Genomic DNA, 14,973 nt, shown 5'->3' on the forward strand with positions numbered 1-14,973 from the left:
TATAAAAATTGGATATGTTATGGCGAAAACAGCAGTCTAGCCGCTATTATTAGCCAGATATATTTTTTAATAGGGTTGAGATGATGATAAACAGATGGCTTTACGTAGTCATTATGCTGACAGTGGTGTGGACAATCACCGCGTGCAAGCCACTCATGCAATACAGTATCAGTGAGCAGGAAATCAATAAATACCTGCAACAGCATAATAATTATGAAAAAAAAATTGGCATTCCGGGTCTGGTCGATGCGCAAATCACCCTAAGCCAACTACAAAGTCAGATCGGTCGCACTGTATCAGATAAAATCCAGCTAACCGGCAATGCCAAAGTGGCTATCACTTCACTTTTAGGGCTGCAAAATGCGGATATCACTTTGACGCTGATAGCTAAACCTCAATTTGATCGCGACAAAGGCGCCATTTTTCTCAAAGATTTGGCGCTAACTGATTACACCGTCAAACCGGAAGAAATGGACGCCGTGATGAAGATGTTAACCCCTTATCTCAATCAATCGCTAAAATCCTATTTTAATCAATACCCCGCTTATGTGCTAAATGCAGATAACAGTATCGTTGAAATGCTCGCCCAAAAATTGGCTAAAGGACTGGAAATAAAACCCGGCCAACTCGTGATCCCATTTAAGGACTAAGTCAGCCTGCAAACTGGTCAGATGAGTAAAATCGTTAGTCACCATGACTACTACTTACTTTGTAGGCAAGTTGGATGGTAAACTAACGGCGATTTATCTTGGAGCCTGTTCCAAATCTTTTTCACTGTGCTCATGAAGAGGAGAAAATGAGCGAGAAAGTACAGTGACTCTTTGTATACAACGAAAAGGAGTAAGTGGGCATTTTGAGCATGTTTTTGACGAATGACTTGATCAAAAAACGGAGAGCACAAGAGATTTCGAACAGGTTATTAAGTACTTTCTTTCATTTTGCTTTACTAGACTTCTTGCAAAACCGTCGTTCGTTATGTGAAGTCAAGGCTCCCCGGCGCACAGCAACCTCAGTGTATAGAATACATGAGGACTGCGAGCACCGTGTGACGCCACATTCACATCATGCAGTAGGTTTTGCAAGAAGTCTGTTGTGATCCACACCACATCACTCTTAGATACATAACCATAGAGAAAAACCTGTTAGAGAGCCATCATGCCCAAAACAGATGAACTGCGGACCGCGCGCATCGACAGTTTGATCACGCCACAACAGCTAGCAAACAAATTGCCGATTTCTGACAGTGTCGCAAATAGCGTAGAGCTGTCACGTAAACGAATTGAGAATATTCTGACAGGGGAAGATCGTCGCCTGTTAGTCGTGGTGGGTCCTTGCTCTATTCATGATCCCATCGCTGCTATCGACTATGCAGAGCAACTTAATCAGCTACGGAAACAACATCAAAAACGGTTAGAAATCGTCATGCGTACCTATTTTGAGAAACCACGTACCGTCGTCGGCTGGAAGGGTATGATTTCCGATCCACTCCTCAACGGCAGTTATCAAGTCAATTTAGGTATCGAACGAGCACGAGAATTTTTGCTGGCTGTCAATCAACTCGGTTTGCCAACCGCGACAGAATTTTTAGACATGGTGACTGGACAGTATATTGCTGATCTGATTAGCTGGGCGGCGATTGGCGCTCGCACCAGCGAAAGCCAGATCCACCGTGAAATGGCTTCCGCTCTTTCCTGCCCTGTCGGTTTTAAAAACGGTACTGATGGCAATATTCATATTGCTATCGATGCCGTCCGCGCCGCACAAGCCAGCCATGTATTCCTCTCGCCAGACAAGCAGGGTCAAATGACCATCTACCAAACTCATGGCAATCCATATAGCCATATTGTTCTGCGTGGTGGAAAAAAGCCAAACTATCATCAGGCAGACATTGCAACGGTTTGCAAACATTTGCAGAAATTTAAACTCGCGCCACATCTCGTAGTAGATTTCAGTCACGGCAATTGCCAAAAAATGCACCGTAACCAATTAAATGTGGCGGATAGCATTAATCAGCAGATCCGCTCAGGCTCTTCGGCTATCGTTGGTGTCATGGTCGAAAGTTTCCTTGTGGAAGGCACTCAAAATATGCTCACTGGACAACCCTTGGCATATGGGCAATCCGTTACTGATCCCTGTCTCGGTTGGGAAGACACCCGAGATCTGTTAAATAAATTAGCTGATGCGGTCACTGCTCGCTTTACGTTGAGCGACTTCATCAAGGAATGACAATTGATACGGTGACTTAAGCTCTACTGCAGGCAACCCAAGCTGGAGGGCGATCCCCGGTAAAAAATGATCTCCTACCTTTTCTGATAGCAAGCGATTTTGTTGATAAACCACGATAAATTTTTCATGACAAGACAATTGGCTTAGCCTGGTGACGGCTTTGCTATCCAATAGTGCCCTTTCAACAATGTTATTCGGATTGCCCATCGAGGACAATGTCACCACTCTTATCCCTTTTTTATAGGCAGTAGAACACAAATTTCTCAGTGCAAGAGGCAGATGCACTATCTTTGCCGTCATCCCGCTTTCCATGTAATCCTCTACTGATCGTCTTCTTTCCGTGGTTAATGGCAAACAAAGGGTGCTAATGCCATGTGCTTTGAGTTTGTCGATGTACTCGACAATAAAATTCAGACTGTTCCTGTACTGGGCAGGATTGCTATCGTCATAACCCAAGAGTACGCCTGGGGGGCCCTGCTCCAGCACAACCCTCAGTTGAGTTTTTACGTGCTGATCTTGAATTCGTTGATGTTCTTCGGGGGAGACAGCGGCTTCAAGAAAGCATCGACTAGGCACCTGAAAAAGTCGCTCATTCAAACTGTTCCGTGCTGTACCAGCATACTTGCTATCCCAGTGAGCGACATCCAGCTTAGTATAATAAATGCTGTCATAAATTTTTTTTATCTCATTAGCCGCCGCTGGAGGGGTGTCGCTGACTTCTTCAAGCAGGAAATTGATTAAATCTGAACGGGAAGATAGCTTTGTATTAAACAATATCTGATAAAAATCAACCGCAAACGATAAGTTCTTTTCGGCAATCTTGATAAGTTTTCCTTGGCAAGGTGCTACCCTCTCACGATTAAATAGCGCCTGGGTAATCTGCTTGTCCAGTAACGAAACTGTTTTACGGTCAGTATCCTGAGACCGTAGTTGCATTTTCAGCGTAAAAGCGGCGGTAATTTGCTCTCTACCCGACGTACGATGAAGTGCATCGAGAGACGTGATCATGGCGCGATATGACGAGCTTGAAGCACGAGTGAGCTTAAGCAAGTTTGCCGTTTCATTGTCGGTGAAAATATTGATTATATTCCAGCTATTCTTAATGTTAACGGGAATGGCGCGCAATTGCCGCAATAATTGTGTCTTTTTACGGAATTGACTGACTGACATCACACCAACAAAGCCATTCCCGGTTTGTTCGCTTTTACCCTCTCCGTTACGAATGAGTGTGCGATGGGGATTTTTTTCTACCCGTAATCTATCAATCATCGATGTATAGTCGATGTCACTGGCATGCTTCAACAACTGATCCAATATATTAGCGTATGTATCTGTGTTATCACCCACAGCACCCGTCATATAAGAAGCCGCGTGGCATGTCTGCGTGTACAGGATATCCAACAGATGAGGCCCAGGTGTAATCTTTAACTCTCTCCAATGACTGAAAAATTTACCGATATCTGAGAGAGTCATCGAGTGTAACAAGTGAGGTGAGATACCCGTCAACTCACCGTCAGGCAGACCAGAAAGCACAGGTATTAATAGGTAAGGCTTTTCTAAACGTTTAAACCACTCTGGGTTCTTTTCTATGTAGTCAAGAGCGGTCTTACAGTCTAATTTTGAGAAAAAACGATCAGCGTCTTGCGGATTTTTCAGGCCATCTACAGTGGTTAAAAAACAGGGTGTGGCTAAGCTGGCTATTTCTGTAGTAGTCTTCAGCATACAAGTCCCCCTTGCACTAAGCGATATAAATCTACGCCATATATATTCCCGTCCCGTGTCATCTTCTAATAAATTTATAGATATTTTTTTATTATAAAATTAGTGAATAAATTTGATTGCCTGGCATTAATTATATTTAATTATAAAATGAAAACAGAAAATTCATTCATGAACAGCGAGCACAAGAGATTTCGAATAGGCTCTAAGCATAGAGCCTTCAACAACGATAAGTAAGGGTAGACGTTAACCATTTTTATATAATAAAAAATTATATTCTTAGTTACATAAGTAGTAAAAACTAAATAGCTAACGTGATAATTGCCTTATTGTGGCTACGATGGATACCACCACGGTCCAACAGGCTCAGATTTAGGCTGATCACTTTCGTTTCCTAGCTTTTCTTGAGCATTATCGATTTCCTGTTCTAGCTCTTCTTTGGAAACTCTGAGTTCTTCAAGTTTTATATTTTGAATTTTTATCGTATTGTTAATTTCTTCAATTGTAGCCCGACATTTCTTTATTTCTGCTTCCCTTGCTAACTCCTCATCATCTAACGTAGAGATATTAATATCGAGAGAATCCCTCTTTTTTTGTATGTCTATTATTTTAATTTCTAAATTAGCACGCTGATCTTCAAGTGCACCTATGTTTTCCTGTATCATTTTGCATTTTTTTATTTCCAGTCTGTCGCATAATATTTCCTGTATATTTTTTACTGTCTTATCACCTTGTAACGCAGATATATTATTATATATACCATTGTATATCTTTGTCTGACTATGATCTGTATAATCAGCCATACTACCTATTATTTCTTTTATAGACTCTATCGTGCTTAACTGTTTTTCAGCTGTAAGAGTACCCATTTTTTCTTCAAGTACAGGCTGATATTTTGCTATTTTTTCATCTAAATATAATGCTATCTCATCTGTAGATAATAAATCCCGCTTCAATTTCTCTATACTTTCATTCCCATCTCGATACTCCTTTTGCAGTACCATCACTTCCTGATTTTTTTCTTTAAGCTTATGTCTTTCTTCTATGATTAGACTATCCTTTGTCTCTCCTTCTAATTTTATTATCTTCTCCTTATTTTCCAACAAAGACTCTTTATTTTTCTCAATTAAAATTAAGAGTTCATTGATTCCATTTATTTTCTCATCATGCAAAATATATAACTTATTCCAATCAGTTTTTTCTTTAGCCGGTTTTTTAATTTCGCTATTGAATTCTCTATTATCAGGCAAAATCTGATAATAAGGTTTAAAATCAGGCTCAGATGCAAGGAACGGAAGTAGAGGGTATTCACCCTTGCTAACTCTTTCAAGATCCGATTTTAACTCTTCTATCTTTTTTGTAACCTCCAATTTAACTTTATGCCATTTTTGTATATGTCCTCGCTTATTCGAATTTTCTATTACTAATTTCGGGTCAGCAGGATTATCAGTTTCTAACTCTACATCTGCTAGATTTTGATCAGCAGTCAATAGCATTTCTTCATATTGACCAAACACGGTCTCCAGCAATTTTGTTAACTCTTTACTCTTAGCATCAGACAGAGAAGTATTAGCAGTTTGAGTGACCTCAGTAGTGTGATTTAATGCGCTTGCGTTTTCTCCTGACTCCGCTTTCATCGTATCAATCTGCGAAGATATTTCATCTTCCGGCCTCAAGCTATTAAGCTCATTCCATTCCGCAATCAGCTTTGTTTTATATTCTTCGATCAGCTTAATCTCATACTTTAGGAGCCGTACATCCCGAGCTGCTTCTTGAGGCGCTTCCCCGAAATTTTTTATAGACTGTATCGCGTCGTAGCTATTTCTTCGAGGATCTGTCACAAACTGTTGAGCCTGTTGTTTCTCTTCAGGACTTATAGCTGGTACTACCTTGTCAGGATTTTTCTGTAAATATTCGATGGCATTGCGTAGAGTCTCAGAACCACTATCAAGCAATTGGAATGCCTGCTCTTCCGATCGGTACTTAAGTTCTCGTGAATGTAATTGGAGTTTTTGCACGGTTTGACTATAGAGGCTTTCATTATTTAGCCTTGCCAAATCATTATAACCCTTTGATAAAATACCTTCCTTCTGAAAAATAGATCTCTCCAGTCGAGTTATTCTATCCTTTAGGTAACTGGAAAATTTAGGCGCCATTTGAGACATTTGAATATTAGCCAACATACGATCTAAGTCAGGATCTGGAGCGAGCATGCGAGCTAATAGCTGATCATCTGATTCCTCTGGCACAGCTATAGGCATGGTTTCAAAGCCCTCCACACCTCGTTCCCCAATAGATGTTTTTTCGCTTTCCGTAGGCTCATTCCACAGTGGAAATACAGGGCTTTTCTGGCTTAACGTTGATGTTGTTTCTGGTGCAGTTGTTGGAATTTTCTCAGCTTGACTGAGAATAGATTGCGGACTAGCGCTATTCGTTTTTGGAGGCAAAACTAAAGGAATGTCTGACACTCGAGCCGCGTCAGGACTAGGTCCTACACTTAATATCGTTGGCGTTTCGTCTTGCACAACTTCACTAGAAGGTTGATTAGCTTCAAGGGCTGGTTTAGACATCGTCCCTGTTACTGCCTGAACATTCACTTTGTAAATGTCAAACCCTCCGAGTTGCCCAATTCCGTAATGCTTCGCCAGTTCTTTTACTCTACTCTTTAGCTCATCAATATTGTCACCTATAACGCTTGTAACAACATTCTCACCATAGAAGTCGAGGGATAGTTTTCCTTCTTCACTTTTTTTGATAATAAAAGGAACAGTATCATTTTTGCTTTTTAATAAATAAACCTCTGGTTTTTTCCCGTTGAACGGATCTATTTGCTTGATGGCAGTAAAAATATGAGGATTTCCGACGACATCAATCTCTTTTATTTTTCTCATTTTCTCAGGAGATAACATGACTTGCATCATTCCACTTTCGGAAGAAGCTAGGCTTTTTTCTTGTCCATTAGTCACTATTTTCTGCAGGCTTAATGTTTCCTCACTTGGGATGATTGGTTCTGCTTGTCCAGATACAGACGGATTAAGCCTTGTTTGCAACTCTTCAGATCCCAAGACGCCAAATCCATTCTTAGACTCTAATTTAGATGGTTTACCTTTTTGCAATTGCACAGAATGCTCTGTAGCTCCACTGCTTATTTCCGTTGGTGCACCAGTATCGACTGAATGTGAAAAGGGGACAGGCGCTTTTGCTGCCTCAACTATTGTAGCGGCCTCTTTCACTGGACTTGCAGGCCTAGGTTCACTCTCAGCGGCAAATATCTTAGCAGACTTACTGTCCAATTTGATTGATGTTGATGTATCGAACAAAGACGAATCTTGTTTCCCTAATACCGCAATTCCCTCAACAGGAGCGTTATATGATGATTTCTTTTCTTCAGCTACTACCAAATTCTCCCCAGAAGTCGCTAGGGTGACACGATTTGCAGGAGGTGGGCTCGCTTGAACAGTCGGCTCAGTGACTTTGTCGGTATTCATACCTGCTTCACGCACCGGATTCTCAGGCTGAGGCTCAGTGGCGCTTGACTGACTGATTGGTGTCTCGATTAAAGGCGAATGTTCTTCCTGTAATGGCACCGAGGAGCTTTTAGCAGGCCTCTGGGCAGGGTTCATTTTTGATCGTTTTTCTGGCTCTACTTTAACGTGCATCGGGCCATCATTAGGTACTTTTTCAGAATCACCTAGGTCATCCAATTTCAAATCCGTAAATCTATTCCCAAGCACTAACTCAAATGGTTCATCTCCTTTGATAGCTGCTCTCCATGATCCATGTCCTCCTCTCTGTCTTTTTTTAACAAAACCCTCCTCGTCTATTTCAAGAGGTTTACTCTTGCTGCTAACTGCTAAATTTGAACTTGGTTTCACTCCCTTTCTATTTGTTTTTTGTTTAGCGTTAGCTTGAGATGAAATGGCCTTCGGTTCTTTTGGTGCATTATTTTCCTTTACAACCTCCGCGAATGTTCTTCGTTCACCAGCATCAGAGAAATGTGAAACGGGCATTCCCTCGACAGGAACGTTATTTGATGATTTCTCTTCTTCAGCGACTACCAAATTCTCCCCAGAGAGTGGCTGTGTTTCTGTTACCGCTACTGTATCACTAACAGATAATGTAATAGGTTGGCTCGGAAGACTAGCGCTATTCGTTTTTGGAGGCAAAACTAAAGGAATGTCTGACACTCGAGCCGCGTCAGGACTAGGTTGTACACTTAATATCGTTGGCTTTTCTTCTTGCACAGTTTCACTAGAAGGTTGATTAGCTTCAAGGGCTGGTTTAGACATCGTCCCTGTTACTGCCTGAACATTCACTTTGTAAATGTCAAACCCTCCGAGTTGCCCAATTCCGTAATGCTTCGCCAGTTCTTTTACTTTACTCTTTAGCTCATCAATATTGTCACCTATAACGCTTGTAACAACATTCTCACCATAGAAGTCGAGGGATAGTTTTCCTTCTTCACTTTTTTTGATAATAAAAGGAACAGTATCATTTTCGCTTTTTAATAAATAAACCTCTGGTTTTTTCCCGTTGAACGGATCTATTTGCTTGATGGCAGTAAAAATATGAGGATTTCCGACGACATCAATCTCTTTTATTTCTCTCATTTTCTCAGGAGATAACATGACTTGCATCATTCCACTTTCGGAAGAAGCTAGGCTTTTTTCTTGCCCATGAGTCACTACTTCCTGCAGGCTCAATGTTTCCTCACTTGGTTCTGCTTGTCCAGATACAGACGGATTAAGCCTTGTTTGAAACTCTTCAGATTCCAAGACGCCAAATCTATCCTTAGACTCTAATTCAGATGGTTTACCTTTTTGCAATTGCACAGAAGGCTCTCTAGCTTTACTGCTTATTTCCAGTGTAGACTCTTGTTGCATAGCAAAACTGCTCGCCGCTGTATTTTTAGCTCCTCTATGTCTTTTAGGTGTAACAAAACCATCCGCGTATGTTTTTTTCTCTGCACCCAAAATAACCGCTGACTCAGAGAATAACTTATCAGATGATAGCTCAGACTGGGTTTCAATATCTGCTTGCTCCGGAGCCAAAGGTAACATTGATGTTGTTTCTGGCACAATTTTTGGAACTTCCTCAGATTCACGGGAAGGAGCTTGATTCGCCGCTTCAATAGCCGGTTTAGAGACTGTCTCTATATACTTAGACTGCGTATTTCCGTGAGAAAGACTCTTTGGAGACAATCCGTCTTTATATATTTCTTTTGCAAGAGACTTAATGACAGCTTCTATACTTTCTAAACTGTATTGCTCTGCAATTTTTCTTAGCCCCTGTTGCTCGGTGGCTATACGCCTTGTTGTGTCAAAAAACAAGTCTTGAAGTTCAAGCCTTTTATTTTCATCATTAATAGAGTCAAACAATTCCGCTTGCTTATTAATAGAAGCAACAATTTCAGCCATTTTATCTTTGAGAAAAGAATCCTCTGCGGATACGTGATCATTTGATTCGATAGGTAACTTTGGAGCTAATTCAGAAGTTGGATCGTAAGAATATGGTGCTGATAATAGCTTATTCAATTCGCTGAAATCGAGTGAAAACGTTCTCGCACCTGATATCGCCACTGTACTCTCTGTTTGAGTTGAAGCTTTGCTAGCTTTGGCTACAACACTCGTGATCTCTTCAGTTTCAGGCCGTATACCTGCCGTCATCCAACCAGCACCTTGCTGTTTTGGGTCTTGTGGATCTTGTCTCAGAACCGGAGCACCATTTACACTATCTCCTTTGCTTAATACAGATTCCGATGACTCAGATCCATTTTGTTCTCCAGGCATCTCAACTAGGGTTTTTTCATCAATCTTAGGCGTTTCTATTTCTTGCTTTTCTTCAGCTGTCACTAAACCATCGACAGATGTAGATGCATCTTTACTATTTGATAGCATTGATGCACCAACCGATTTATGTTCTTTAGCCGGCTCTAAATCATCGACAGATGTAGATGCATCTTTACTATTTGATAGCATCGATGCACCAACCGATTTATGTTCTTTAGCCGGCTCTAAATCATCGACAGATGTAGATGCATCTTTACTATTTGATAGCATCGATGCACCAACCGATTTATGTTCTTTAGCCGGCTCTAAATCATCGACAGATGTAGATGCATCTTTACTATTTGATAGCATCGATGCACCAACCGATTTATGTTCTTTAGCCGGCTCTAAATCATCGACAGATGTAGATGCATCTTTACTATTTGATAGCGTCGATGTACCAACTGATTTGTGTTCTTTAGCCGGCTCTAAATCATCGACAGATGTAGATGCATCTTTACTATTTGATAGCGTCGATGTACCAACCGATTTATGTTCTTTAGCCGACACTAAATCATCGACAGATGTAGATGCATCTTTACTATTTGATAGCGTCGATGTACCAACCGATTTATGTTCTTTAGCCGGTACTAAACCATCGACAGATGTAGATGCATCTTTACTATTTGATAGCATCGATGTACCAACCGATTTATGTTCTTTAGCCGGCACTAAATCATCGACAGATGTAGATGCATCTTTACTATTTGATAGCGTCGATGTACCAACCGATTTATGTTCTTTAGCCGGCACTAAATCATCGACAGATGTAGATGCATCTTTACTATTTGATAGCGTCGATGTACCAACCGATTTTGTTTTTATATTTTTTTTCAGAGCAGTAGGTTGCGGCTGTTTCCTTTCTTCTGGCATCTTAACGACTAATTTTTCTTTACTAACAGATCTGCTACGACTCCTAGGGTAATGGATTTCTGAATCTAAACCATTTTGACGGGACGTCTGAAGAGTCCCTCCCTTCCTAGAATTTGTAGGATGCATCTGAGGTACCGTACCCGATGTTTGAACAGATTTACTGCTTACTTCCCTTGCCGTTGATGTACCGCCTGATATTTCTTCGACTTCTGTTCCAGATTTTTCGCTCACTATGGGTTCGGATTTTGAAGGGTTTTTATGTAATATTCCCTGAAAGAATCTCCATATCATCCTGAGAAATCTATGTTGTTTTTTTTCAACAACTCCTACAGGATCCGTGAAAGTAGATTTATCATCGGTGCTTGGTTTCGCTGATTGTGTTTCTTCCTTATTTGCAGAAGCCTCCGAAGGTTTGCTCTCTATGACATTCTTTTCTGACATAGACGATGATACAGCTGGAGATTTATGAGCCTTCGGTGGTACAACAGGTTGATGAGGTTCTGTAGGAAGATCAGTCTGAGTACCTTGATCAGTGAATGATGGTTCTGGAGACGTTCTTGCTGCTAAATGAGGAGTCTCCGGCAGCTGACTTTGCTTTTCTGGATGTGGAATAACACGACCCTGTTTTTCTCCTTCTGCAGCACCTGCAGAATACTTTACTGATATAGAGACGGATAAGCGGTAAGGTAAGTAAGGCGAGCGAAAAGCACCCGTAAATTCTACAGCAAAGGGTGTAGTGCACTTTGCTGCTCCAGTTTCTGTAGACACTACGACTCTTACAATAGAATGAGTTGTCTGCTTAGTATTATTATAAGAAACTGTGCCCACGGTCTTCTCCAATTTTTATATTTGTTATTTTATGTTTCTGTTTAAAACAATTAGTAATATTTTGAATCATCTTAAACATTCATCTCGTAACACGCTTGCAGAAAACGCTTAAACAGCCGCATCCATACCTGAAGATAGGCCTCGTTGTACAGGGAATAACAGCAATAGACCTCTTTCCAAACCTGCTGCGTGACTCGAATCCTGCGTTGCCCGGGGCGCGCAATCCTCATGTACTCTGTGTTAACGAAGGTTGCTATGCGCCGTGCACCTTGACTTCGCATCACTCGCTAGGGTTTGGAAAAAGGTCTAATGAACACCGTGCCGGGCTGTATATCTCATCGTCAAACGGTATACTGCTCCATTCCACTTTCATCCACTTGTATTCTGTGCGGATCCAACATGCAACAGTTTGATAACCAAAGCTTTCAGCGCTTAATTTTGACATTACAGGACTATTGGGCGCGTCAGGGCTGTACCCTTGTACAATCACTAGATATGGAAGTCGGCGCGGGGACTTCTCATCCCATGACCTGCCTACGCGCACTTGGCCCTGAACCCATTGCCGCTGCCTATGTGCAGCCTTCACGGCGCCCCACTGATGGGCGCTATGGCGAAAACCCGAACCGGTTACAACATTATTATCAGTTCCAAGTCATCATTAAACCTTCGCCTGACAATATTCAAACGCTTTATTTAGATTCGCTACGCGAGTTGGGCCTTGATCCCAAACTCCATGATATTCGCTTCGTTGAAGATAATTGGGAAAACCCAACACTGGGTGCCTGGGGTTTAGGTTGGGAAGTATGGCTTGACGGTATGGAAATCACCCAATTTACCTATTTTCAGCAAGTCGGCGGTTTGGAGTGTAAACCCGTTACCGGTGAAATCACTTACGGCCTGGAACGCCTGGCAATGTATATTCAGGGTGTAGACAGCGTTTACGATTTGCTGTGGTCTGATGGCCCCTTGGGTAAAACCACTTACGGGGATATCTATCATCAGAACGAAGTAGAACAATCTACCTATAATTTCGAATACGCCGATGTGAATTTTTTATTCTCCTGTTTTGAGCAATATGAAAAAGAAGCACAATCACTGTTAGCATTGGAAAAGCCCCTGCCACTGCCCGCTTATGAGCGTATTTTGAAAGCAGGGCATACCTTTAATTTGCTAGACGCACGTAAAGCTATTTCAGTGACTGAGCGTCAACGCTATATTCTACGCATCCGAACACTGACTAAAGCCGTCGCTGAAGCTTATTACAGTTCGCGCGAAGCGTTGGGCTTTCCTATGTGTAAAAAAATAAGAACTAAGAGGCTGTGATGACTCAACAGACTTTCCTCGTGGAAATCGGCACCGAAGAGTTGCCACCGAAGGCACTGCGTACGCTGGCGCAATCTTTTGCCGACAATTTTACCGCTGAACTGGATAATGCCCATTTACTGCATGGCAAGGTGCGTTGGTTTGCTACCCCCCGCCGTTTGGCACTACAGGTAGAAAATTTAAGCCCGCTTCAGACTGATCAGGAAATAGAAAAACGTGGCCCTGCAATCGCTCAAGCCTACGATGCCGCAGGTAAACCCACCAAAGCAGCTGAAGGCTGGGCGCGAGGCTGTGGCATTACCCTAAACCAAGCAGAACGTTTGTTAACAGAGAAAGGCGAGTGGCTGTCGTATCGTGCTTACATTAAAGGCAAACCAGCCAAGTTATTGCTGGTAGAGATGGTTAAGAGTGCGCTGAGTAAGTTACCGATCGCCAAGCTAATGCGGTGGGGTGATAAAGCGACACAATTCGTACGTCCCGTCCATACGGTGACCCTATTGCTAGGCAGCGAATTAATTACCGGCACTGTGTTAGGAATTGACTCAAATCGTATCCTCTACGGTCATCGCTTTATGGCTGAAGCACAATTCAGTATTCATCACGCCCAAGAGTATCTACAAATTCTTCGCGTGCGCGGTGCGGTGATCGCTGATTATGAGGAGCGTAAAGCACAAATTAAGCATGATGTGCAACGAGCAGCGCAAAAAATTGGCGGTGTTGCCGATCTCAGTGATAGCTTGCTAGAAGAAGTGACTTCACTGGTTGAGTGGCCAGTGGTGTTAACAGCAAAATTTGAAGAAAAATTCTTGGCCGTACCCGCAGAAGCTTTGGTTTATACCATGAAAGGAGACCAAAAATACTTTCCCGTGTATGACGCCCAGGGTCACTTGTTACCACACTTTATTTTTGTGGCCAATATTGCATCAACCGATCCACAACAGATTATCTCGGGTAATGAGAAAGTGGTGCGACCTCGTTTAGCGGATGCCGAATTCTTTTTTAACACTGACCGAAAAAACCGTCTGGTAGATCATTTACCACGTTTGGAAACGGTGCTCTTTCAACAACGATTGGGAACGCTGCGCGATAAAACCGATCGAGTGGCAGCATTAGCAGGCTGGGTCGCCGCTCAGATTGGTGCCGATGCGAGTCAGGCAACCCGGGCGGGCTTGTTATCCAAATGTGATTTGATGACGAATATGGTCTTCGAATTTACCGATACACAAGGTTTTATGGGGATGCATTATGCTCGCCACGACGGTGAAACAGAAGATGTGGCACTAGCATTGAAGGAACAATATCAACCACGTTTTGCCGGTGATACATTGCCAACACAACCCGTTTCTTGTGCGTTAGCCATTGCCGATAAGATAGATACCCTGGTAGGGATCTTCGGTATCGATCAACCACCAAAAGGTGATAAAGATCCTTTTGCGCTGCGGCGGGCCGCTTTAGGTGTGCTGCGTATTATTGTTCACCATAATTTGCCGTTAGATCTACAAACTCTCAGCGAAAACGCAGCGGATCTCTATGTTAGCAACAACGTTAGCAAATTGAGTAACAAAAATGTGGTGGCTGATGTGGTTGAATTTATGTTAAATCGCTTCCGAGCCTGGTATCAGGAAGAAGGACACAGTATTGATACCATTCAAGCAGTTCTGGCATCTCGTCCAACCAAACCCGCCGACTTCAATGCACGTATGCAAGCCATCAGCTATTTTCGTACGCTGGACGCGGCAGCGGCTTTGGCGGCAGCCAATAAACGGGTGTCTAATATTTTAGCCAAATCCACGGATACTCTGAACGATCAAGTCAATGCAGCAGTGCTAAAGGAAGTGGCTGAGCTCAAACTGGCAACACATTTGGTGGTGCTACGTGATCAATTGGAACCCTTGCTGGCTCGTGGTCGTTATCAAGAGGCCTTGGTCGAGTTGGCCGCATTACGGGAAACCGTCGATGAATTTTTTGATAACGTGATGGTGATGGCTGAAGATAAAACCGTGCGCGTGAATCGTTTAACTTTACTCAGCAAACTGCGTGCCCTGTTTTTGCAAATCGCAGATATCTCGCTGTTGCAATAAGTTAATTTTTTAATCCGCCAAAGGAGGAAAAAAATACCTCCTTCGGCTATTTTTATTCATCTGACTTCCTCACACCACGCAGCAGGTTATGCAAG

The 14,973-nt window shown here is 42.3% G+C and carries 6 protein-coding genes; 4 read left to right on the plus strand and 2 right to left on the minus strand.

Translation table 11 applies throughout. The annotated features are described in order from the left end of the window. Window positions 1-113: 113 nt before the first annotated feature. Together AAHH42_RS05325 and AAHH42_RS05330 are read left to right on the plus strand one after the other, a co-directional pair. Window positions 114-650: a lipoprotein gene (locus tag AAHH42_RS05325; RefSeq protein ID WP_119797768.1), complete on the plus strand. Its 537-nt coding sequence runs from the start codon at window positions 114-116 to the stop codon at window positions 648-650. Window positions 651-1,155: 505 nt separating this feature from the next. Next, window positions 1,156-2,226 carry a 3-deoxy-7-phosphoheptulonate synthase gene (locus AAHH42_RS05330; RefSeq protein ID WP_072550734.1) on the plus strand — a complete coding sequence of 357 codons (1,071 nt, stop codon included), beginning with the start codon at window positions 1,156-1,158 and terminating at the stop codon, window positions 2,224-2,226. On the opposite strand, the gene AAHH42_RS05335 is transcribed toward AAHH42_RS05330, so the two are convergent. Continuing rightward, complete coding sequence (locus AAHH42_RS05335) at window positions 2,173-3,948, minus strand: hypothetical protein (protein ID WP_342221818.1); 1,776 nt, start codon at window positions 3,946-3,948, stop codon at window positions 2,173-2,175. The genes AAHH42_RS05330 and AAHH42_RS05335 overlap by 54 nt on opposite strands. 332 nt (window positions 3,949-4,280) lie before the next feature. Continuing rightward, window positions 4,281-11,414 carry a hypothetical protein gene (locus AAHH42_RS05340; RefSeq protein ID WP_342221819.1) on the minus strand — a complete coding sequence of 2,378 codons (7,134 nt, stop codon included), beginning with the start codon at window positions 11,412-11,414 and terminating at the stop codon, window positions 4,281-4,283. A 459-nt stretch (window positions 11,415-11,873) separates the two neighbouring features. On the opposite strand from AAHH42_RS05340, the gene glyQ reads away from it, so the two are divergent. Then, window positions 11,874-12,797, plus strand: a complete 924-nt coding sequence (glyQ, locus tag AAHH42_RS05345; protein WP_342221820.1) for a glycine--tRNA ligase subunit alpha — start codon at window positions 11,874-11,876, stop codon at window positions 12,795-12,797. After that, entirely contained in the window at window positions 12,797-14,878 is a 2,082-nt protein-coding gene (gene glyS, locus AAHH42_RS05350) for a glycine--tRNA ligase subunit beta (protein ID WP_072550738.1), read from the plus strand. Before glyQ ends, glyS begins: the two co-directional genes overlap by 1 nt. The last annotated feature ends 95 nt before the right edge of the window (window positions 14,879-14,973 follow it).

Origin of the sequence: Candidatus Fukatsuia endosymbiont of Tuberolachnus salignus (assembly GCF_964030845.1) — a bacterium.
GTDB classification, from domain to species: Bacteria; Pseudomonadota; Gammaproteobacteria; order Enterobacterales; family Enterobacteriaceae; genus Fukatsuia; species Fukatsuia symbiotica.

Bases quoted from the DNA above. Each gene is read 5' to 3' on its own strand.
- AAHH42_RS05335 (WP_342221818.1), bottom strand. From the start codon at position 3,948: ATGCTGAAGACTACTACAGAAATAGCCAGCTTAGCCACACCCTGTTTT.
- AAHH42_RS05330 (WP_072550734.1), top strand. From the start codon at position 1,156: ATGCCCAAAACAGATGAACTGCGGACCGCGCGCATCGACAGTTTGATC.
- glyS (WP_072550738.1), top strand. From the start codon at position 12,797: ATGACTCAACAGACTTTCCTCGTGGAAATCGGCACCGAAGAGTTGCCA.
- glyQ (WP_342221820.1), top strand. From the start codon at position 11,874: ATGCAACAGTTTGATAACCAAAGCTTTCAGCGCTTAATTTTGACATTA.
- AAHH42_RS05325 (WP_119797768.1), top strand. From the start codon at position 114: ATGCTGACAGTGGTGTGGACAATCACCGCGTGCAAGCCACTCATGCAA.